Source organism: Kitasatospora griseola (assembly GCF_014648555.1).
Taxonomy (GTDB): domain Bacteria; phylum Actinomycetota; class Actinomycetes; order Streptomycetales; family Streptomycetaceae; genus Kitasatospora; species Kitasatospora griseola.
In genome coordinates, this window is record NZ_BMRI01000029.1 from 60,229 (window position 1) to 80,941 (window position 20,713).

The window sequence follows — 20,713 nt, forward strand, 5'->3', positions numbered from 1 at the left end:
GTCGTTGGATGCTGGTGGACGCGGAGGGCGTCGCCGTCACTCAGCGGGACGAGCCCTCGATCGGCCGGTTCCGCCCCGTCCCGTCCGCTGACGGCACGTCACTCTCGCTGACCGCCCCGGACGGCTCCACCCACACGCTCGCCGTGCCGACGCTCGCCGGCGGCGCGCCCGAGGCGACGGTCTCGGTCTTCGGCACGCACTTCTCCGCCGCCACCGCCCCGAAGGACACCTCCGGGTGGCTGGCCGAGCACCTGCCCGCGAAGCTCGGCGAGGTGCGGCTGGTGCACCTGGACCGCCCGGAGGTCAGCCGGCCGATCAATCCGAAGTACGCGGGCCCGGACGAGACGGTGTCGATGGCGGACGGCTACCCGCTGCTGCTCACCACCACCGCCTCGCTGGTCGAGCTGAACGCCCGGATCGCCGAGGACCACCCGGGCGACGAGCGGAAGGGCGCGGCGCTGCCGATGGAGCGGTTCCGTCCGAACCTGGTGGTGGCCGGCACCGAGCCGTGGGCGGAGGACGGCTGGCGGCGGGTCCGGGTCGGCGGGCTGGAGTTCCGGGTGGCGAAGCCGTGCGCCCGCTGCGTGGTGACCACCACCGACCAGGAGACCGGCGAGCGCCGCGGCCCGGAGCCGCTGCGCGCGCTGGGCCGGCATCACCGGTTCGGCCAGAAGCTGGTGTTCGGCCAGAACCTGGTCCCGGTCCGCCCCGCTTCCGCCGCCGAGGTGCTGGGAACGCTGACGGTCGGCGACGAGGTGGAGGTCCTGGAGGCGGTGGAGGCCCCGCAGCCGGACCGCCGCTGACGAGCACCCGGAACCACCCCCCGGCTCGTTCGTTGAACCGGGCGACGGTCCGGTCGGCCTCTCGCGCTACGGTGGGGGTCATCGCGCAGCGTCTCGCACGCACTCGACGAAGGCGGGGATGACAGATCGTCATGGGTGAGCTCAGGGTCCGGGTCACGCAGGACAGCGCCTCCCGGTGGCGGCGGCGCAGCGGGGAGTACGCGACGCTCCGCGAGGCCCTGGAGGTGGCCGAACCGGGTGACACCCTGACGGTCCGGGCGGGGACGTTCCACGAGGCGGTGCTGGTCGACAAGCCGGTGACGCTGGTCGCGGAGAAGGGTCCGGGCAGTGTGCGGATCTCGCCGCCGGAGAGCGCGGTGCGCGGGGGCACGGCGCTGACGGTGACGGCGGGCGCGACGATCCGCGGCCTGACGGTCGCGGGCTCCGACCGCTCCGCCCCGGCGGTGCTGCTGGCGGGCGCGGACGGCGCGGCGCTGGTGGACTGCCGGATCGAGACGTCCTCCGCGGTGGGGGTGGAGCTCGCGGACGGCACCCGGGCGCAGCTGGTCAACTGCACGGTGGAGAACCCGTCCGGTCTGGGCATCCGTCTGCGGGCGCAGGCGCAGGCCGAGTTGGCGGACTGCGAGGTCTCGGCGGCGGGGCAGAGCGGCGTGGCGGTGCTGTCGGGTTCGCGGCTGCGCGCGGAGCGGCTGAAGGTGCACCACGCGGGCGGCGCGGGTCTGCTGCTGGCCGATCCCGGGTCGCTGGCGGAGCTGACGGGCTGCGAGCTGTACGAGGTGCGCGGCTCGGGCGTGCAGGCCGAGGCGCAGGCGGTGGGCCGGTTGACGGACTGCACGGTGCACCGGGTGTCCGGCAACGGGCTGAGCCTGGACACCGGGGCGGAGCTGGAGCTGTCCTCCTGCCGGGTGCACGAGGTGCCGGAGAACGCGGCCGATCTGCGCGGCGGCGCGAAGCTGACGTTGCGGCAGGTGACGATGCACGGCTTCGGCCGGGGCGCGCTGTCGGTGTGGGACGGCGGGACGAAGGTGCTGGCGGAGAGCTGCCGGTTCCACTCCGCGCAGGGCGACTACCCGGCGCTGTGGGTGAGCGACGGCGCGGCCCTGGAGCTCGCCGACTGCTCGCTCGACGACCTGCCCGACGCGCTGTTCGTCCTCGACCAGGGTTCGTCGGTCGCGGCCCGCGACTGCTCGTTCACCGCGATCCGCTCCTCCGCGGTCTCGGTCTCGGGCGGGGCCGGCGCGGACCTGTCGGGCTGCCGGATCCAGGGTGCGGGCACCGGCCTGTGGTTCCGCGACCACGGCTCGGGCGGCCTGTTGACGAACTGCGAGATCGCGGACGTCGCCACCGGTGTGATCGTCACCAAGGGCGCGGACCCGGTGCTGCGCGAGTGCACGGTGCGCGGTGCGAGCGAGGCCGGGGTGTACGTGTCGGCGCAGGGCCGCGGCGAGTTCGACACGGTGCGGGTGTCGCAGGGCGGCGGGTTCGGCTTCCACGTGATCGACGGCTGCCGGACGAAGCTGGTGCGCTGCCGGGCGGAGCGCAACGCCCGGGCCGGGTTCGAGTTCTCCGAGCCGGGCCCGGTCGCCGAGGGCTGCACCTCGGACGACGCCGCGCCGCTGCCCGCCCCGCGTCCGGCCGAACCGGCCGCTCCCCCGTTGGCCTCCCTCGCTCCCGCTGTCCTGACCTCCGCCTCCGCTGCTCTTCCGGCACCGGCGGTGATCGCCCCCATCCCGGACTGCCGCCCGCCGGAGGTGGCGCTGGCCGAGCTGGACTCCCTGGTGGGCCTGGCGACGGTCAAGCAGGAGGTGCGGACGCTGATCGACCTGATCTCGGTCGGCCGGGCCCGCCAGCGGGCCGGTCTGAAGGCGCCGTCGCCGCGTCGGCACCTGGTCTTCACGGGCTCCCCCGGCACCGGCAAGACCACCGTGGCCCGCCTGTACGGCGAGATCCTGGCCTCGCTGGGCGTCCTGCAGCGCGGCCACCTGGTGGAGGTCGCCCGGCTGGACCTGGTCGGCGAGCACATCGGCTCCACCGCGATCCGTACCGCCGCGGCGTTCGACAAGGCGCGCGGCGGAGTGCTGTTCATCGACGAGGCGTACGCGCTGGCCCCGGAGGACGGCGGGCGGGACTTCGGCCGGGAGGCGATCGACACGCTGGTGAAGCTGATGGAGGACCACCGCGACGAGGTGGTGATCATCGTGGCGGGCTACACCGCGGAGATGGAGCGCTTCCTCGCCGCCAACCCCGGCCTGTCCTCCCGGTTCTCCCGGACCGTCACCTTCCCCGACTACACCGCCGACGAGCTGCTCGACATCGCCCGCTCGCAGGCCACCGAGCACGAGTACCACCTCGACCCGGCCACCGAGACCGCCCTGCACGCCCACTTCACCACCCTCGACCGGGGCGTGGGCTTCGGCAACGGGCGCACCGCCCGCCAGGTCTTCGAGAGCATGATCGAACGCCACGCCTCCCGGGTCGCCCAGCTCGCCGACCCGACCACCGAGGACCTGCAACTCCTGGTCCCCGCCGACCTGCCGGCCTGAGCCCTCTTCCCGACCGGCCGACCTCCGGCCCCGCCGACCTGGTGGGGCCGGTGGCTGCGCTGACGGCGCGTCAGCTGCGGTACGGCGCGAGTGTGGCGGCCAGGCGGTCGCGCAGCGCGGTCTGGGCGGCGATCCGGCGGTCCAGCACGGCGAGGCGTTCCCGGGCGACGGCCAGTGCCTGCCCGGACGGCGGGCCGCTGGTCAGGTCGCCGTCCAGGCACGGCAGGAACACCTGCACGTCGTCGAGGGTGAGTCCGGCGGCCAGCAGGGCGCGGATGTTGCGGACCCGGACGGCCGCGCCCGCGGCGTACACCCGGTAGCCGTTGGCGGCGCGCCCCGAACTGATCAGCCCCGCCTGCTCGTAGTGCCGCAGCGCCCGGGCCGTGGCGCCGGTCGCGGCGGCCAGTTCACCGATCCGCACCCGCCCGATCATGCCACCACGGCCCCGCCGTCCACCGGCAGCACCACCCCGGTGACGAACGACGCCCCCGGCTCGGCGAGTCGGGTGATCGCCCAGGCCACCTCCGCCGGCCGTCCGAGCCGCCCCGCCGGGGTGTGCGCCACCTGCCAGGCCCGCAGCGCGGCCAACCGATCCGGCGTCAGCCCGCGCACGATCGGCGTCTCGACCGCCCCCGGCGCGACGGCCACCACCCGCACGCCCTGCGGCGCGAGTTCGACCGCCCAACTGCGGGTGAGCGACTCCAGCCCGGCCTTCGTCGCCGCGTACACCGAACTGCCCGGCCAGCCGCGCTGCCCGATCGCCGTGCTGACGTTCACCACCACGCCCCGCGCGGCGACCAGCAACGGCAGGGCGCTTCCGGTGAGCAGCGCGGGCCCGACCAGATTGGTCGCCAGCTGCTCCTCGACCGCGTCCCGCCGCAACTCCCCGAGCGGCGCGCTGCGCACCACCCCCGCGTTGTTGACCAGCACGTCCAGCCGGCCGTACCGCTCACCCACCGCCGCGGCGATCCGCTCCGGCCCGCCGGGCGCGGCGACGTCCCCGACCAGCACGTCGATTGCCTTGTGCCCTGCGGCCGTTGCCTCCAGCGCCGCCCTTCCCCGCCCGACCGCGACCACCCGCGCCCCTTGCCCCGCGAAGGCCTGCGCCGTCGCCCGTCCGATACCGCTGCCCGCCCCGGTGACCAGGACGATCCGCTCCTCAGGTGTCATGCCGCAGATCGTCCGACCCTGCCGCCAACGGCAGGGTCAAGCGCGGGCGTTCAGGCGAGTCGGCCGCCGCCGTCGACGTGCAGGACGGTACCGGTGACGTACGGGTTGTCGATCGCGTACAGGACGGCCTTGACCAGGTCCTCGGGGCTGCCGACCCGGCGGGCGGGGTTTCGAACGGCGACCTGCCGCAGGAACTCCTCCTTGCCCGCGCCGAGGCCGTCCCAGGAGCCGGTGTCGACGATGCCCGGGGAGACGGCGTTGACCCGCAGCGGGGCGAGTTCCACGGCGAGGGCCTGCACCAGGAACGCCAGCGCCCCGTTGGTGGTGGCCATCACGGTGCGGGCGGGCGCGGGGCGCCAGGCGGCGACGCCGGAGAAGAAGGTCATCGAGCCGCCGTCGGCGAACTGCCCCGCGAGGTGCTTGGCGAGCAGCAGCGGACCGATCACCTTCGCGTCGAACGCCCGCCGGATGTCGGCGAGTTGCAGGTCCTTCAGCGGTCCGTTGGCGGGCATCCCGGCCGTCGACACCAGGTGGTCGACCCGCCCGGCCCGGGCCGCCAGCGCCTCGATCGACGCCTCCTCGGTCAGATCGACGGGCACCACGGTGGACGGGCCGGTCAGCTCGCCCGCCGTCCACTCCAGCTTCCGCGGATCGGGCCCGGCGAGCACCAGCTCGGCCCCGGCGGCGGAGGCGGCGTGCGCGAGCAGTCGGCCGGTGCGCGATCCGGCGCCGACCACGACGACGCGGCGGCCTGCGAGAGATTCGGACATTCTGGAGCTCCTGTCGGTTCGAGCGGTACTCCCTCCACCCTGCTCGACCTGCGGCGATAGGTCCAAGGCTTGTTCTTCACCCCAGCCATAAACTGTGTGCATGGCAGCAACGCTCCGGCAGCTCGAATACCTGGTCACCGTCGTCGACACCGGCTCCTTCACCCGGGCCGCCGAACAGTTGCACGTCACCCAGCCCGCCCTCTCCCACCAGGTCCGGGCCCTGGAGTCCGCCCTCGGCGGCCCCCTCCTCGAACGCCTCCCGCGCGCCGTCCGCCCCACCCCGCTCGGCCGGGCCGTCCTCCCGCACGCCCGCGCCGTCCTCGCCGACGCCCAGCGCCTGCACGCCGCGGCCCGCCGCACCGCCGGCCTGGAGGACGGCGAACTCGAGGTCGCCACCGTCCACTCCATCGCCCTCGGCATCCTCCCGCCGGTCCTGCGCGCCTGGCGCCGCCGGTACCCCGCCGTCCGCATCCGCCTGCGCGAGTACCCGCACGCGGACCTGCTGCGCGCCGCGATGGCCGCCGGCGGCGCGGACCTCGCCGTCGGCCCGGTCCCCACCGACTGGGACGGCCCCGTACGGGAGTTGGGCGTCGAGGAGTTCGCCCTCGTCCTCCCCTCCGACGACCCCCTCGCCAACCCCCCGGACGGCGCCCTCCCCCTGTCCGCCCTCGCCGACCGCGACTGGGTCCACTACGCCCCCGGCCACGGCCTCGCCGAACTCCTCGACCAGTCCTGCGCCCGCGCCGGCTTCCTCCCTCGCCCCGCCGTCCGCACCGAACAGACCGCCGCCGCCCCCATGCTCGCCGCCGCCGGCCTCGGCCCCGCCCTCGTCCCCGCCACCATCCTCCCCCCCACCCTCGACGCCGCCGTCCTCCACCCCCACCCCCCGATCCACCGCCCCCTAGCCGCCTACACCCGCACCCGCCCCGACCACCTCACCACCACCTTCACCGAAATCCTCGCCACCCACACCCGCCTCACCGCCGGCAATCCGCAAAGCTCCGCAGGAAGGACGGCTCACATTGATTGCGCCGACTGAAATCGATCTGCAACAGCTCCTGATCGACTGGTACGGCAGGGAATCCGAGCCGAGTTCCCCGCTTCCCGCCGAAATCGCCTGGCTTCCGGACGATGCGAAACGAGCATTTGCGGCGGCGTCACGAACAATGTGGCGCTACGACGCGCCACGGGCATTCCGAAACCTCCGACCCGACCGGGAAGACCCACGCATGAAGATCTTCCTGTCCGACCCGGACTTCGACATGGCGCTGGCCCTCAGGGGCAGTCGGCCCGACACCGTCCACGAGGCGAGTTGGGACAGCCCGGATTGGTCTGCCTTGCCGGAAGACCTGCCAACGGCCCTGAAGCACCACTTCGTCAAGACCATTGCGGACGACCCGAGGTTCTACTCGGCTCATGCTGTCATCGAAGACGATCTCGCCCACGGCGCACTGTCCTCAATGATCGAGATCGCGTTCACCCCATGGAAGTCGTATCCGGGGGAACGAATCTTCCTCGGAGAGCACGTGATCGGCATCATTTCACCCGCCCACAGCGGCAGGTGGCCCAGTTCGCACATCGAAGGGGCGAAGCGCGTCCAGTTCGCCGCCAAGGATCGGGGCATTCTGGACTTCACTGCCGACATTCCCGCGATCGACGGCTGGATGAGATTCCGCCCGGAAGAACTGCCGCCGCAGGTGCGCGCCGATCTGGGCATCAGCAAGCGCACCCCGAACAGTTGACGAAATCCCGGGTCGCGAGTACTTCACTCGAGATCCGGGGATTCGACACCTGCCGTCGGGTTTCAGCGCCGACGTACGACGCTCAGGCGTCCGGGATGTCCGGTTTCGCCGCCGCGAGCATCGCGCCGGGGATGACGACCAGGCGTTCGCCCTCGCCGATCCGGACGCCTTCGGGGAGGCGGTCGCGGTAGGCCTCGGTCGCGTCCGTTCCGATGACGGCGATGTCGCCGTTGGCGAGTCGCCAGATGTCCGGGCATTCGTCGCGGCCGTCGGAGAGGCCCAGCTCGGCGGCCGACTTCCCCAGGCGCTCGGCGAACGGTGCGGACAGGTCGATGTTCCAGGTGCGGCCCATGTGTGCCTCGTCCGTCGATGCAGCAGTGACCGGCAAGCCTAGCCCTGACGAGCCGTCATCGAACCTGTCGTGCGCGCCCGTTCGTCTCGCCTACGGCGCCGGCGGGCAGGTCGGGGTCGGGCCGGTGAGGAGGAGGGTGAGGGTGAAGGCGGTGAGGACGATGCCGGCGACGACGGCGAGGAGGCGGATGAATTCGGGGTCCTCGGCGAGGCGGGTGCGCAGGCCGGTCCAGCGGGTGAGGCTTCCGGTGAAGGCGCCGCCGAGGGCGACGAGGACGAAGGAGATGGGGAGGAGGGCGTTGAGGGCGAAGAGGCTGCCGGGTTCGAGGTGGGTGTCGCAGCCCATCCAGTTGTTGGCGACGATCTTGGTGCTGGCCAGGGTGGCCGCGGCGGCGAGGACTGCGCCGAAGGTCGCGGTGGCGGGACGTCCCAACAGGTTCACGGTGGCTCTCCTCCTCGGGGCCGCGCCCGTCGCGCCCGCCCGTCCCCCTCTCGGACGGGCGGAGCGGCGGGCCGGTTGCACCACCGGACGGGGTGTCAGAAGACGGCGGTGAAGGCCGCCATGCGGCTGGCGTCGAGTTCGGGGCGGAGTCGGCCGCCGCGGGCGAGGGTGGCCATGCCGTGCAGGGCGGACCAGGCGAGTTCGGTGTAGCCGGCGGGGTCGAGGCCGGCGGCGGTGGCGCTCGCGGTGGCGGGGTCGGCGATGGCGGCGAAGGCCTCGTGCAGGGCGGCGGGGGCGTCGGGGGTGCCGAAGGGCAGCGGGTTGGCCATGGTGAAGATGGCGTCGTAGAGCGCGGGGTTCGCGGCGGCGAACGCCAGGTACGCGCGGGCGACGGCGGCGAACGCGGCCCGCGGGTCGTCCAAGTCAGTGGCTGCGGCGCGGAGTCGGACGGCGAGTTCGGCGCAGCCCTCGACGGCGACGGCGGCGACGATCGCGTCCTTGCCGGCGAAGTGGCTGTACAGGACGGGCTGGCTGTACTCGATGCGTTCGGCGAGTCGGCGGGTGGTGACGGCGTCCCAGCCCTCGGTCTCGGCGAGTTCGCGGGCGGCCCGGACGATCAGTTGTTCCCGTTCGGCGCGTTCGCGCGCCCGGCGTTCCTTGATGGCCATGCCCGAAATCCTAGCAGCGCTAGACAACTGACGGGCCGTCGGTCTAGCGTTGTTCACGTCGCTAGCGCCGCTAACCAACAGGCGGCGCAGCCCACTTCACACACGCCAGGGGGAACCACCATGTCCGTCACCGCACCGGCGACCACCAGCAGCGCAAGGGTCCGTCTCGCCACCGTCGGCACGGTGCTGCTCGGCCTGTTCCCGCTCTGGTTCGGCCTCAGTTACATCCTCGCCCCGGAGTCCACCGCCCCGAGCTTCGGCCTCCCGGCGTGGCCGCACGGCGACGCGGCGATGTTCCTGATCACCAAGGGCATCCGCGACGTGGTCTCCGGCCTCGTCCCGCTGGCGCTGCTGCTGCTCGGGCACCGCCGGGCCTCGGGCTGGGCGATGCTGGTCACGGCGCTCGTCCCGATCGGCGACGCGACCACCATCCTGACCCACCACGGCAGCGCCCTGACGGCGTTCACGGTCCACTTCGCGACGGCCGCCGTCATGATCGCCGTCGCCGCCCTGGTGCTCACCGAGCGCCGGGAGGCGAAGAACTGACGGAGCCGCTCAGCCGTCCGCCCAGTCGCCGCCCGCGAGGAACGCCTCCAGGGCGGCGCGGTGCGGTCGCGGGTCGATGCGCTCCTCGGCGAGCCACTCGTCGGAGTAGTACTTGTCGAGGTAGCGGTCGCCGGGGTCGCAGATCAGCGTGACGACGCTGCCGGTGCGGCCGGCGGCGCGCATCTCGGCGACCAGCTTGAGCGCGCTGTACAGGCCGGTGCCGGTGGAGGCGCCAGCCTTCTTGCCGAGGACGGTCTCCAGCAGGCGGACGGCGGCGATGGACGCGGCGTCGGGGACGCGCATCATCCGGTCGATCGCCCCGGGGACGAAGGACGGCTCCATCCGGGGGCGGCCGATGCCCTCGATCCGGGAGGAGGTGGGGCAGGTGGCGTCGGCGTCGCGGTGCACCCAGCCGTCGAAGAAGCAGGAGTTCTCCGGGTCGGCGACGCAGATCCGGGTGTCGTGCTGCATGTAGTGGACGTACCGGGCGATGGTCGCGGAGGTGCCGCCGGTGCCGGCGGTGGCGACGATCCAGGCGGGCTCGGGGTGGGGCTCCAGCCGGAGCTGCGCGAAGACCGACTCGGCGATGTTGTTGTTGCCGCGCCAGTCGGTGGCCCGCTCGGCGTAGGTGAACTGGTCCATGTAGTGCCCGCCGGTCTCGGCGGCCAGCCGGGTCGCGGCCTCGTACACCTCGCAGGCATTGTCGACCAGGTGACATCGGCCACCGTGGAACTCGATCAGTTCGATCTTGGCCTGGCTGGTGGAGCGGGCCATCACGGCGATGAACGGGACGCCGATCAGCTGCGCGAAGTACGCCTCGGAGACGGCGGTGGAGCCGCTGGACGCCTCGATGACGGGCTTGCCGGGGCGGATCCAGCCGTTGCACAGGCCGTACAGGAACAGCGAGCGGGCCAGCCGGTGCTTGAGGCTGCCGGTGGGGTGGGTGGACTCGTCCTTCAGGTACAGGTCGATGCCCCACTCGGCGGGCAGCGGGAAGCGCAGCAGGTGGGTGTCGGCGGAGCGGTTGGCGTCCGCCTGGACGCGCCGCACGGCCTCCTTCAGCCAGGCCCGGTACTCGGGGTCGGAACGGTCCACGTCCAGAGTCGGCACACTCGCAACGGTCATCGCGCACTCTCCTCGCATCCGCCGAATCCCCACCCACTGTAACAGGCGACTACGATAAGTGACGGTTACCAAGGCCCCAGCTTCCGCTTATGGGAAGCCGGGGCCCCGGTCCCGGAGCGCGATCCGACCCATCGTCAGGCGGCGGCCACCGCGCGCAGGATGTCCAGCCGGGCCGCCCGGGCGGCCGGTCGCAGCCCGGCCAGCGCCCCGGCCGCCAGGCCGACCAGCGCGACGATCGCCAGCCGCCCGGCGGGCAGCGCGAACGAGCCGGTGCCGGCGCTGTCCGCGGCCCGGGTCAGCGCCCAGCCGAGCAGCGCGCCGAGCGCCAGCCCGCCGGCCGTGCCGAACGCGGCGACCAGCACCGACTCCCAGCGCACCATGGCCCGCAGCTGCGCCCGGGTCTGGCCGACGGCGCGCAGCAGGCCGAGTTCGCGGATGCGTTCGTGGACGGCCAGGGTGAGCGTGTTGGCGATGCCGAGCAGGGCGATCAGCACGGCGAGCGCGAGCAGCGCGTAGACCACGGAGAGCATCATGTCGACGCCGGAGGCGGAGCTCTCGGCGTACTCGGCGCGGGTCTGCACCTGCGGGTTGCCGTAGGCGTCGGCCACCCGGGCGATCGCGGCCTTGCCGGCGGCCAGGCTCACGCCCGGCCTCAGGGCGACGGCGACCAGGCCGTCGGAGTCCTGGACGCGGTGCGGCTGCCAGGCCTGGCGGCTGATCAGGTAGTCGCCGGTGACGCCGCCGCCGCGGTACAGGGCGCGGACGGTGAAGGCGGCGGGGCCGTCGGCGAACCGCATCGGGACGACGGTGCCCAGCTGCCAGCCGCGGGCGGCGGCCTCGGTGCGGGAGACGGCCAGGCCGTCGGCGCCGAGGTCGGCCAGCGAGCCGTCGACCCGCCCGAGGTCGGTGACCTGCGCCAGCTGCCCGGGGTTGGCGACGTCCAACTGCTTGCCGTGGCCGTCCACTTGGGCCACGCCCCGGCCGAGCCCGGCGGCGGCGCGGACCTCCGGCAGCGCCGCCAGCGCCGGCGCGAGCTTCGGGGAGACGCCGCTGCCGCCGGCCCCGGCGGCGGGGGCGGTGACGGCGAGGTCGCCGGCGAAGGACCGGGAGACGGTGTCGTCCAGGGTGGCCTGCACGGACGCGCCGAACACGGTGAACAGGGTGACCACGGCGACGCCGACCATCAGCGCACTGGCGGTGGCGGCGGTCCGCCCGGGGTTGCGGGCGGCGTTGCGGCGGGCCAGCGCACCGGTGACGCCGCGCAGCCGCGCCAGCGGCGCGCCGAGCACCCGGACGGCGGTGGCGGCGGCGACCGGCCCGAGCACCACAGTGCCCAGCAGCAGGGCGAGCGCGCCGCCGACGGTCAGCACCAGCGACGGCCCGCGGGTCGCGCCGACGATCACGGCGGGCAGTCCGCCGGCCACCAGCAGCGCGCCGAGCGCGCCGCGCAGCAGGGCGCTTCGGCCACTGGCCGCCTCGTCCACGGCGGCGTCGCGCAGCGCGGCGAGCGGGGCGGTGCGGGCGGCGCGCAGCGCGGGGGCGAGTGCGGAGCCGGCCGCGACCAGGGTGCCGACCAGCAGCGGCAGGACGACGGTGGCGGCCTTGATCACGGTGCCGCCGGTGGGCAGGGTGAAGCCGATCGCCGCGAACAGCGCCTTGAGGCCGGCGGCGACGCCGAAGCCGCCGAGCAGGCCGAGCGCGGAGGCCAGCAGCCCGATGGCGAGGGCTTCGCCGAGGGTGGTGCCGAGCACCTGGCGGCGGCTCGCGCCGAGGGCGCGCAGCAGGGCGTTCTCGCGGGTGCGCTGGGCGGTGACGATGGCGAAGGTGTTGTGGATGGTGAAGGTGGCGACCAGCAGCGCGATGCCGGCGAACACCAGCAGCAGGGTGGTGAACAGTCCGAGGAAGCGCCCGGAGACGTCGGCGGTGGACTGCGCGGTGGCGTCCGCGCCGGTCAGTGCCTCGACGCCGCTGGGCAGCAACGGTCGTACACGTTCCACCAGTTGACGCTGGCTGAGGCTGTCGGAGCGCAGCCGGACGGTGGAGACCTGGCCGCTGCCGCGGGGTGTCAGGTGGGCCTGGGCGTCGGCGAGGGTGAGCGCGGTGAAGGTGCTGGGGCCCATGCCGTCGGCGTCGGCGCCGAAGGTGGCGATGCCGACGACGGTGATCCGCACCGGGTCGGGGGTGCGCAGCACGGTGGTGTCGCCGACGTGCAGCTTGCCGGTCCTGGCGGCGCCGCGGTTGATCACGGCTTCGCCGGGGGCGGCGGGGGCGCGGCCTTCGGCGAGCCGGTACGGGTTGAGCTTCGGGTCCGTGATCCAGTTGCCGGCCCAGGTGGGCGGGCCCTGGCCGCCGATCGGTCGGCCGTCGGCGCCGATGAGCTGGCCGGCGCCCTGGACGGAGCCTTCGGCTGCGCCGACGCCGGGCACGGCGCGCAGCTTCGCGGTCAGCGCGTCGTCGAGCGGGGCGCGGACGCCGCCGGGGACGCCCGGGTCGGCGATCGCGTCGGCGCTGCGGACCACGGCGTCGGTGCCGGCGTTGGCGTCGGCGAACAAGGTGTCGAAGTTGGCGCGCAGGGTGTCGCCGAGCACCATGGTGCCGGTCAGGAAGGCGACGCCGAGGACGATCGACAGCACGGTGCCGACCAGTCGGCGGCGGTGGGCGAGCAGGGAGCGCGCCCCGATCCGCACGCTCGCGTTCACCGGGCGCCCGCCCGGGTGCGGCGGCCGTCGAAGGCCTTCATCCGGTCCAGCACGCGTTCGGCGGTGGGTTCCCGCATGGTGTCGACGAGGCGGCCGTCGGCGAGGAACAGCACGGTGTCGGCGTACGCGGCGGCGGCCGGGTCGTGGGTGACCATCACCACCGACTGGTGCATGGTGTCGACGGCGGAGCGCAGCAGGCCGAGGACCTCGCCGCCGCTGCGGGAGTCCAGGTTGCCGGTGGGCTCGTCGGCGAACACCACCTGGGGGCGTCCGGCGAGGGCCCGGGCGACGGCGACGCGCTGCTGCTGGCCGCCGGAGAGCTGGCTGGGGCGGTGGTGCAGGCGGTCCCGGAGGCCGACCACCTCGATCAGGGTGTCCAGCCATGCGGGGTCGGGGGCGGCGCCGCCGAGGTCGAGCGGCAGGGTGATGTTCTCCCGCACCGTCAGGGTCGGCACCAGGTTGAACGCCTGGAACACGAAGCCGATCCGCTCCCGGCGCAGCAGCGTCAGCTCCCGGTCGCCGAGGGCGGACAGTTCGGTGTCGCCGAGCCAGGCCCGGCCGTCGCTGAGGGTGTCGAGCCCGGCCGCGCAGTGCATCAGGGTGGATTTCCCGGAGCCGGAGGGCCCCATCACGGCGGTGAACCGCGCGGCGGCGAACTCGACGCTCACCTCGTCCAGGGCCCGGACCCGGGTGTCCCCCACGCCGTACTCCTTCACGGCCTTCTCGACCCGGGCCGCGGCGCTCATCGCTTCACCCCGGGCGTGTCCTGGGCCTCGGTCAGGACGGCGCGGCGCTCCCGGTACTCGTCGGCGTCGATCTCGCCCTGCGCGTAGCGCCGTCCGAGCACCGCCAGCGGGGCGTGCTCGGCGTGGCCGCCGCACCAGCCGCGGCGCCGCCACACCGCCCGGCGCAGCGCCAGCACCACCAGCACCACGACCAGCAGCCAGAAGAACGGGAACACCAGCACCCACGGCCCGGGCCAGTGCCCGTATCCATCGGCCAGCAGTTCGACCATCGGAACTCATCTCCTCGGGATTCGAAGGGGGCCGGACCGATCCCGCTCCCGCCCACTCCTCCACCGTCCCGCCGGCCCCGCCCCCGCCGCGTCCCCCACCGGGCGGCTGTCCCGCTACTCCCGCCGTACTACCCCAGCCAGCCGGGCCGGACCAGGCCCGATTCGTAGGCGGCGACGACGAGTTGGGCGCGGTCGCGGACGCCGAGTTTGACCATGGTGCGGCTGACGTGGGTCTTCGCGGTGAGCGGGCTGACCACCAGGCGGCGGGCGATGTCCTCGTTGGTGAGGCCGAGGCCGACCAGCGCGAGGACTTCGCGTTCGCGCTCGGTGAGGACGTCCAGCCGGGTGGTGGACGGCTCCTTGGAGCGGGCGGCGAACTCGCCGATCAGGCGGCGGGTGACGCCCGGGGAGAGCAGGGCGTCGCCGGCGGCGGCGACCCGGACGGCGCGCAGCAGGTCGCCGGGTTCGGTGTCCTTGACCAGGAAGCCCGCGGCGCCGGCCCGCAGCGCCTCGAAGACGTACTCGTCGAGTTCGAAGGTGGTCAGCACGACCACCCGCACGTCCGCCAGTGCGGGGTCGGCGCAGATCCGGCGGGTCGCGGCGAGGCCGTCCAGGCGGGGCATCCGGATGTCCATCAGCACTACGTCGGGGCGCAGTTCGGCGGCCCGGGCGACGGCCTGCTCGCCGTCGTCGGCCTCGCCGACCACCTCCAGGTCGGCCTGGGCGTCCAGCAGGGCCCGGAAACCGGCCCGCACCAGCCGCTGGTCGTCGGCGAGCAGCACCCTGATCATGCGTCGGCTCCCTTCGTGACGAGCGGCAGCCGGGCCCGGACCTGCCAGCCGCCCGCGCCGCCGGGGCCGGCGTCCACGGTGCCGCCGAACGCGGCGGCGCGCTCACGCATGCCGATCAGCCCGGTGCCGCTGCCGCCCGCGTCCCCGCCGCCGGGCGGCCCGGGGTCGGTGACGGTCAGCTCCAACCGGTCCGGCTCCCAGCCGAGTTCGACGGTGGCGGTGCGGGCGGTGGAGTGCCGCAGCACGTTGGTCAGCGCCTCCTGGACGATCCGGAACGCGGCCAGCCCGAGGCCCGCGCCGAGCGGCCCGGCCCGGCCCTCGGTGCGGACGGTGACGGCCAGGCCCGCGTGGCCGGCCTGCGCGACCAGTTCGTCGAGCCGCTCCAGGCCGGGGGCGGGGGTGCGCGGCGCGGCGGCCCCGGGGGTGCGCAGCGTGCCGAGCACCTGGCGGACCTCGCCGAGCGCCTCCTTGCTGGTCGCCTTGATGGTGGCGAGCGCGTCCCTGGCCTGTTCGGGCCGGGCGTCCAGCAGCTCCAGGGCGACGCCCGCCTGCAGGTGGATCAGCGAGATCGAGTGCGCCAGGATGTCGTGCAACTCCCGTGCCATCCGCAGCCGTTCCTCGTCGCTGCGGCGCGCCCGGGCCTCCTCCTCGGCGGCCCGCACGGCGGCGATCTGCTCGCGCCGGAACCGGGCCAGCTCGGCGCCGACGAAGATCAGCAGCAGCCACGCGGTGACGCCCAGCTCCTGCCAGCCCACCGCCTCCCGGCCCGGGGCCCGCAGCCAGGACGCCGGCACCGCGTAGCTCACCAGCAGGTGCAGCAGGTAGAAGCCGCCGGCGGCGATCCACGCGGCCCGCCGGCGGCCGCGCTGCACGGCCGAGAAGAACGCCACCACCAGCGCCACGAACGCCGGCCCGTACGGGTACCCGGCCCACAGGTAGGCGGCCGTCACCGCCGTCACTGCGGAGACGGTGAACGCCGGGTACCGCACCCGCAGGACCAGAAGCGCCGGGCCGAGCACCAGCAGCAGGTACCCCCAGGCGTCCAGCGGCACCCGCTCGCTCTGGTGCCGGGCGGCCACACTCGTCCCGACCACCTGGACCACCGTCGCCACGACGGCGGCCGCCACCGGCCACCCCGCCTTGCCGGCCCGTACCCAGACGGGCACCCACGGCCGCCGCACGTCTCCCATACCGGAAGGCTAGCCGCGCCCCGGGCCCGCACCATCGGCCGCGCGGAGCAGACCCGCCTACTCCCGCCGCAGTACGCGACGGGGTCGGCGCCCGGCGAGGCGTTCGCGCCCGCGGCCCGTCAGGGGATCCGCACCGCCCGGCCGGTGACCCGCACCCGGGTGTCGCCGGCGGTGAGGCCGACGGTCAGCAGGCCGGGCCGGCCGAGGTCCTCGCCCTGGTGCAGCGTCAGCCGGGCGGTGTCCAGGTGCCGCAGGTGGCGCAGGTAGGCGCCGAACGCGGCGGCGGCCGCGCCGGTGGCCGGGTCCTCGACGATGCCGCCGACCGGGAACGGGTCGCGGACGTGGAAGGTGGTGGCGTCCTGCTCCCAGACCAGTTGGAGGGTCACCAGGTCCAGCCGGCGCATCAGGGCGGCGAGCGCGTCGAAGTCGTAGTCGAGGTCGGCCAGCCGGGCCCTGGTGGCGGCGCCGATCACCAGGTGCCGGGCGCCGGCGTACGCGATCATCGGCGGCAGCTTCGCGTCCAGTTCGGCGGCCTGCCAGCCGAGTGCGTCGAGCGCCTCCGCGAGGTCCGCCGGGTCGATGTCCTCGACGCTCGGCGGAACACTCGTCAACGTCGCCGTGAACTCTCCGGTCGGGGTGCGCTCCACCGCGACCGGCACCGGGCCCGCCTTGGTCTCGAACAGCAGCTCGCCGGGGCCGATCCGCTCGCCCAGCGCCACGGCGGCGGCGATGGTGGCGTGCCCGCAGAACGGCACCTCCGTCAGCGGGCTGAAGTAGCGGACGGTGCGGGTGCGCGGCTGGTCGGGCACGGGGGTGAGGAACGCCGTCTCGGAGTGGCCGAGCCGGGCGGCGAGGGCCAGTTGCTGCGCGTCGTCGAGCGCGGTGGCGTCCAGCACCACGCCGGCCGGGTTGCCGCCGGCGGGGTCGGCGGTGAAGGCGGCGTACTGCAGCGGCGCGACGGAATCGGCCGGGGTGTTGTCGGTCATGTCCGGGGAACGGACGGCCGGTCGCGCCGATTCCCCGGGCGGACCCCCGGAACGTACGTGCGGGGATCAACGCTAGACTGCCGCATCCGGCTCTCATAACCGTATCGAGGACAGAAGAAACATGGCTGAGGCCCACCCGAAGGTTGTTGTAGTTGTTCCGACGTACAACGAGCGGGAGAACCTCCCGGTCCTGGTAGGTCGGTTGGGCGAGCTCGGCATGCCGAACCTGCACGTGCTGGTAGTGGACGACAACTCCCCCGACGGCACGGGCGACGTGGCGGAGAAGCTGGCCGCCGAGTCGGGCGGCACGCTCACCGTGCTGCACCGCACCGACAAGGACGGCCTGGGCCGGGCCTACATCGCGGGCATGACGCAGGCGCTGGAGAACGGCGCCGACATCGTGATCCAGATGGACGCCGACCTGTCGCACCCGCACACCGCGATCCCCGTCATGGTGGAGAAGCTCACCACCACCGACGCCTCGGTCGTGCTGGGCTCGCGCTACGTGCCGGGCGGCTCGACCGCGTCGGAGTGGCCGTGGCACCGCAAGGCGCTGTCGGCCTGGGCGAACTTCTACGTCAACGCGATCCTGCGGCTGAAGGTGAAGGACGCCACCGCGGGCTTCAAGGCCTGGGAGGCGCAGGCGCTGCGCCGGGTCGACCTGCAGTCGGTGCGCTCCAACGGCTACTCGTTCCAGGTGGAGATGAACTACCGCGTGGTCAAGCGCGGCATGCGCATCGCCGAGGTGCCGATCCGCTTCGAGGAGCGGGTCGAGGGCATGTCGAAGATGAGCCTGGGCGTGCAGCTGGAGTCGGCTGTCGCTCCCTGGAAGCTCCGCTTCGGCAAGTGACGCCCCAGTAGTGCGCCGAACGGCGCGGGTCGACGGTCCGTCGACCCGCGCCGTTCGCGTTCTCCGACGCCGTTCCCCGGCGTTCCCGACGCCGTTTCAGGGGCCGTTTCAGGGGCCGTTTCAGGAGGCCAGCACGGCCTGCGGGTCGTCCAGGTAGGGCTCCCAGGCGAGTTCGGCGGCCCCGACCAGCCCGGCGTGCGCGACCTGCGCGGGGACGATCGGGACGCGTCCGCTGCGGCCCCACAGGCAGCGTTCGGCGACCACGGCGGCCAGCCGGTCGGGGGCGGCCGCCAGCAGGTCCAGGTGCAGGCCGCTGAGCACGATCCGGTCGGGGTTGAGGATGTTGACCAGCCCGGCCAGGCCCAGGCCGAGGCGGTCCACCACGTGCTCGACGGCGTCGGCAGCCTCCGGGTCGCGGGCCAGTTCGCGGGCCTGTGCCAGCAGCGGCCGGCCGGGGTCGGGGCGGCGCTTCGCGGCGGCGAACAGCGCGTCGGTGTCGGTCTCGGCGTTCAGGCAACCGCGGTTGCCGCACGGGCAGGGCCGGCCGAGCGGGTCGACGGTGAGGTGGCCGACCTCCAGCGCGAGGCCCGAACTGCCGGTGTGCAGGCGGCCGTCGACGACCAGCGCGCCGCCGACGCCGCGGTGCCCGGAGGTGACCAGCAGCAGGTGCCGGGCGTCGCGGCCGGCGCCGTGCCGGTGCTCGGCGAGCGCGGCCAGGTTGGCGTCGTTGGCGACGGCGGTCGGAAGCGCGGTACGGGCGCGCGGCCCGAGGTCCGCGCCGGCCACCTGTGCGGCGAACAGGTCGGCGACGGGGGTGCCGGACGGCCAGTCGAAGTGCAGCGCGGCGAGCGCGGTGCCGTCGGGCTCGGTGACGGGGTTGGGCAGCGCGAGGGCGAAGCCGAGCACCCGGCGGCGGCTGCCCCGGGCGAGCTCCGCGCCGGCCGCGGCGACGGCGCCGAGCAGGCGCTCGGGCGCGGTGTCGGCGGGCAGCGGCAGGTGGACGGTCTCCAGCAGCCGGCCGCCGAGGCCGGCCAGCGCGGCGGAGACGCCGTCGGCGTGCAGTTGGGCGGCGAGCACGGCGGGGCCCGGGTCGGCGACCGCGAGGCGGTGCGAGGGGCGGCCGCGGCCGCCGCCGGCCGGACGGGAGTCGACGCTGATCAGGCCGAGCGCCTCCAGTTCGCCGGTGACCGCGCCGGCGGTGGCGCGGGTGACGTCGAGGGCGCCGGTGAGCGCGGAGCGGGTCGGGGCCTGCCCGGTGTGGATCAGGCGCAGCGCCGGTCCGAGCAGGGTGCGGCCGCGGTCGGGGGCGGTGCGGCGCGGGGTGCTCACGGCTGGGCTCCGGTTCGGGCTTGAAGGTGTGTGCGGCACACCCCTATTCTGACTTTGTGCCGCTAATGAACAAAACAGTAGCCCGCCCCTCGTCCTCCACCTCCCCGTCCGGCCGACGATCCTCCTGGTCGGCGGCACGCCTCGCCCTCACCGCCTTCTTCGCCGTCGACGGCTTCCTGTTCGCCGCCTGGGTGGTCCGCATCCCCGACGTCCGCGCGCAGGTCGCGGCCTCGCACAGCGCGCTGGGCCTGGCCCTGCTGTGCATCTCGGCCGGCGCGGTCGCCACCATGGCGCTGGTCGGCCGGCTCTGCCTGCGCTTCGGCTCCCGCCCCGTCACGGTCGCCGCCCTCGGCGTGTTCTCGCTCGCCGTCGCGCTGCCCGCGCACACCCACTCGGTGCTCGCCCTCGGCGCGGTGCTGCTGCTGTTCGGCGCCGGCTACGGCGCGGCCAACGTGGCGATGAACAGCGCCGCCGTCGACCTGGTCGCCGAACTCCGACGGCCCGTCATGCCCAGCTTCCACGCGGGCTACAGCCTCGGCGGCCTGCTCGGCGCGGCCGTCGGCGGCCTGCTCGCCGGGCGGCTCTCCGCGTCCTGGGCGCTGGCGTCGGCCGCCGCCCTCGGACTGGCCGTCACCGCCGCCGCCGGAACCGCCCTGCTGCGCGCCCCCGCGGCCCGCCCGCGGCCCGTCAACAGCCCTGCGGAGCCCGCCGGTTCGCGGCTCTCCCGGCACACCCGGCTGCTCGTGGTGCTGCTCGGCCTGACCGCCCTGTGCACCGCGTACGGCGAGGGCGCGCTCGCCGACTGGGCCACCCTGCACCTCACCGACGACGTCCACGCGAGCACCGCCATGGCCGCCGCGGGCTACGCGGCCTTCGCGTTCGCGATGACGGCGGGCCGGCTCTCCGGCACCTGGCTCTCCGAGCGCCTCGGCCAGACCCGGGTCGTCCTGTTCGGCGGCCTGGCCGCCTGCGCGGGCATGGCCGCCGCCGCCCTCGCCCCGTCCGTCGCCGTCGCACTCGCGGGCTTCGTCCTGGTCGGCCTCGGCCTGGCCAACGTCTTCCCGCTCGCCATCGCCCGGGCCGGCGCGGCGGCCGGCCCGCAGGGCGTGGCCACCGCCTCCACCCTCGGCTACGCGGGCATGCTGATCGGCCCGCCGGCCATCGGCTTCCTCGCCGACGCGCTCTCCCTGCCCGCCGCGCTGCTCACCGTCGCCGCCACCTCGGCCCTCGCGGGCCTGCTGTCCCTCACCGTCCGCCGCCACCGGGCGGCGTGACGCCCGCACAGGTGAACGGCGGCCCGGACGCCCCCACGCGCCCAGGCCGCCGTTCGGTCATTGAGGCCCCGTCAGGGCCTGTACAGCTGCGCGACGCTCAGCAGCGCGCCCTTGGCGTCGAGCTTCACCGCGTACTGGTTGCCGTGGCAGCGGTACGGCGCGGCCGGCTGCTTGTGCTGCAGGCAGGCCTCCTGGGTCTTCATGAAGACGAACACGTCGACCTCCTCGGCCTCCAGGTTCTCGTCCGGCAGCAGGGTCTCGGTGTCGTTGCCGACGTCGTGGACCTCGGGCTCGCCGACCGCCTCGAAGGAGCCGTCGCTGGGCACGTCGGGCCCGCAGACGAACGTGGCGCCCTTGGCGGCGCCCGCCGTCAGGGCGGCGGCGGTGACACGGCTGAGGCGCATGGTCGGTTCCAGGTG

The 20,713-nt window shown here is 74.5% G+C and carries 22 protein-coding genes; 7 read left to right on the forward strand and 15 right to left on the reverse strand.

What is annotated here, in order from left to right:
- Together IEZ12_RS28055 and IEZ12_RS28060 are read left to right on the forward strand one after the other, a co-directional pair.
- A partial coding sequence (locus IEZ12_RS28055; protein WP_229848174.1) for an MOSC domain-containing protein occupies positions 1 to 803 on the forward strand: 803 nt, incomplete at its 5' end.
- A 131-nt stretch (positions 804 to 934) separates the two neighbouring features.
- A complete protein-coding gene (locus IEZ12_RS28060) occupies positions 935 to 3,346 on the forward strand; it encodes a right-handed parallel beta-helix repeat-containing protein (RefSeq protein ID WP_189275769.1) in 2,412 nt (803 codons plus the stop codon).
- A 70-nt stretch (positions 3,347 to 3,416) separates the two neighbouring features.
- On the opposite strand, the gene IEZ12_RS28065 is transcribed toward IEZ12_RS28060, so the two are convergent.
- From IEZ12_RS28065 to IEZ12_RS28075, 3 genes are read right to left on the reverse strand one after another with little or no spacing between them, the layout of a single operon-like run.
- Entirely contained in the window at positions 3,417 to 3,767 is a 351-nt protein-coding gene (locus IEZ12_RS28065) for a MerR family transcriptional regulator (protein ID WP_189275770.1), read from the reverse strand.
- 8 nt (positions 3,768 to 3,775) lie between these two features.
- A complete protein-coding gene (locus tag IEZ12_RS28070) occupies positions 3,776 to 4,516 on the reverse strand; it encodes an SDR family NAD(P)-dependent oxidoreductase (protein WP_189275771.1) in 741 nt (246 codons plus the stop codon).
- 50 nt (positions 4,517 to 4,566) lie between these two features.
- Positions 4,567 to 5,286, reverse strand: coding sequence for an SDR family oxidoreductase (locus IEZ12_RS28075; RefSeq protein ID WP_189275772.1), 720 nt, complete (start codon positions 5,284 to 5,286; stop codon positions 4,567 to 4,569).
- A gap of 100 nt (positions 5,287 to 5,386) precedes the next feature.
- Here IEZ12_RS28075 and IEZ12_RS28080 point away from each other — a divergent pair, with 100 nt between their 5' ends.
- Complete coding sequence (locus tag IEZ12_RS28080; protein ID WP_189275773.1) at positions 5,387 to 6,325, forward strand: LysR family transcriptional regulator; 939 nt, start codon at positions 5,387 to 5,389, stop codon at positions 6,323 to 6,325.
- Positions 6,309 to 7,028: a hypothetical protein gene (locus IEZ12_RS28085; protein ID WP_189275775.1), complete on the forward strand. Its 720-nt coding sequence runs from the start codon at positions 6,309 to 6,311 to the stop codon at positions 7,026 to 7,028. Before IEZ12_RS28080 ends, IEZ12_RS28085 begins: the two co-directional genes overlap by 17 nt.
- An 82-nt stretch (positions 7,029 to 7,110) precedes the next feature.
- On the opposite strand, the gene IEZ12_RS28090 is transcribed toward IEZ12_RS28085, so the two are convergent.
- From IEZ12_RS28090 to IEZ12_RS28100, 3 genes are all read right to left on the reverse strand, one after another.
- Positions 7,111 to 7,380, reverse strand: coding sequence for a hypothetical protein (locus tag IEZ12_RS28090; RefSeq protein ID WP_189275777.1), 270 nt, complete (start codon positions 7,378 to 7,380; stop codon positions 7,111 to 7,113).
- A gap of 90 nt (positions 7,381 to 7,470) precedes the next feature.
- Positions 7,471 to 7,821 (reverse strand): hypothetical protein, encoded by a 351-nt coding sequence (locus IEZ12_RS28095; RefSeq protein ID WP_189275779.1) that lies wholly within the window; start codon positions 7,819 to 7,821, stop codon positions 7,471 to 7,473.
- 95 nt (positions 7,822 to 7,916) lie between these two features.
- Positions 7,917 to 8,489, reverse strand: a complete 573-nt coding sequence (locus IEZ12_RS28100) for a TetR/AcrR family transcriptional regulator (RefSeq protein WP_189275781.1) — start codon at positions 8,487 to 8,489, stop codon at positions 7,917 to 7,919.
- A gap of 120 nt (positions 8,490 to 8,609) precedes the next feature.
- Between IEZ12_RS28100 and IEZ12_RS28105 the strand changes: the two genes are divergently transcribed.
- Complete coding sequence (locus tag IEZ12_RS28105; RefSeq protein ID WP_189275783.1) at positions 8,610 to 9,035, forward strand: DUF4267 domain-containing protein; 426 nt, start codon at positions 8,610 to 8,612, stop codon at positions 9,033 to 9,035.
- Positions 9,036 to 9,044: 9 nt separating this feature from the next.
- On the opposite strand, the gene cds1 is transcribed toward IEZ12_RS28105, so the two are convergent.
- From cds1 to IEZ12_RS28140, 7 genes are all read right to left on the reverse strand, one after another.
- Positions 9,045 to 10,160, reverse strand: a complete 1,116-nt coding sequence (cds1, locus tag IEZ12_RS28110; protein ID WP_189275785.1) for an L-cysteine desulfhydrase Cds1 — start codon at positions 10,158 to 10,160, stop codon at positions 9,045 to 9,047.
- A 134-nt stretch (positions 10,161 to 10,294) separates the two neighbouring features.
- On the reverse strand, positions 10,295 to 12,859 hold the full coding sequence (locus IEZ12_RS28115; protein ID WP_189275786.1) for an FtsX-like permease family protein: 2,565 nt from the start codon (positions 12,857 to 12,859) through the stop codon (positions 10,295 to 10,297).
- The gene (locus IEZ12_RS28120; protein WP_189275788.1) at positions 12,856 to 13,605 is read right to left on the reverse strand and encodes an ABC transporter ATP-binding protein; all 750 of its coding nucleotides are present in this window, start codon (positions 13,603 to 13,605) and stop codon (positions 12,856 to 12,858) included. The genes IEZ12_RS28115 and IEZ12_RS28120 overlap by 4 nt, the downstream gene beginning before the upstream one ends.
- Complete coding sequence (locus IEZ12_RS28125) at positions 13,602 to 13,874, reverse strand: SHOCT domain-containing protein (protein ID WP_189275790.1); 273 nt, start codon at positions 13,872 to 13,874, stop codon at positions 13,602 to 13,604. The genes IEZ12_RS28120 and IEZ12_RS28125 overlap by 4 nt, the downstream gene beginning before the upstream one ends.
- A gap of 128 nt (positions 13,875 to 14,002) precedes the next feature.
- Positions 14,003 to 14,665, reverse strand: coding sequence for a response regulator (locus IEZ12_RS28130; RefSeq protein ID WP_043909044.1), 663 nt, complete (start codon positions 14,663 to 14,665; stop codon positions 14,003 to 14,005).
- Positions 14,662 to 15,855: a sensor histidine kinase gene (locus IEZ12_RS28135; RefSeq protein WP_189275792.1), complete on the reverse strand. Its 1,194-nt coding sequence runs from the start codon at positions 15,853 to 15,855 to the stop codon at positions 14,662 to 14,664. The genes IEZ12_RS28130 and IEZ12_RS28135 overlap by 4 nt, the downstream gene beginning before the upstream one ends.
- A gap of 119 nt (positions 15,856 to 15,974) precedes the next feature.
- Positions 15,975 to 16,841: a PhzF family phenazine biosynthesis protein gene (locus IEZ12_RS28140; RefSeq protein WP_189275794.1), complete on the reverse strand. Its 867-nt coding sequence runs from the start codon at positions 16,839 to 16,841 to the stop codon at positions 15,975 to 15,977.
- A 121-nt stretch (positions 16,842 to 16,962) separates the two neighbouring features.
- Between IEZ12_RS28140 and IEZ12_RS28145 the strand changes: the two genes are divergently transcribed.
- The gene (locus IEZ12_RS28145; protein WP_189275796.1) at positions 16,963 to 17,691 is read left to right on the forward strand and encodes a polyprenol monophosphomannose synthase; all 729 of its coding nucleotides are present in this window, start codon (positions 16,963 to 16,965) and stop codon (positions 17,689 to 17,691) included.
- Between the two features lie 120 nt (positions 17,692 to 17,811).
- Here IEZ12_RS28145 and IEZ12_RS28150 read toward each other — a convergent pair whose 3' ends face one another.
- Complete coding sequence (locus tag IEZ12_RS28150) at positions 17,812 to 19,020, reverse strand: ROK family protein (protein WP_100589272.1); 1,209 nt, start codon at positions 19,018 to 19,020, stop codon at positions 17,812 to 17,814.
- A 56-nt stretch (positions 19,021 to 19,076) separates the two neighbouring features.
- Here IEZ12_RS28150 and IEZ12_RS28155 point away from each other — a divergent pair, with 56 nt between their 5' ends.
- The gene (locus IEZ12_RS28155) at positions 19,077 to 20,294 is read left to right on the forward strand and encodes an MFS transporter (RefSeq protein WP_229848176.1); all 1,218 of its coding nucleotides are present in this window, start codon (positions 19,077 to 19,079) and stop codon (positions 20,292 to 20,294) included.
- 71 nt (positions 20,295 to 20,365) lie between these two features.
- Here the strand turns inward: IEZ12_RS28155 and IEZ12_RS28160 are convergent, their stop codons facing one another.
- Entirely contained in the window at positions 20,366 to 20,698 is a 333-nt protein-coding gene (locus IEZ12_RS28160) for a hypothetical protein (protein WP_189275800.1), read from the reverse strand.
- Positions 20,699 to 20,713: the final 15 nt, after the last annotated feature.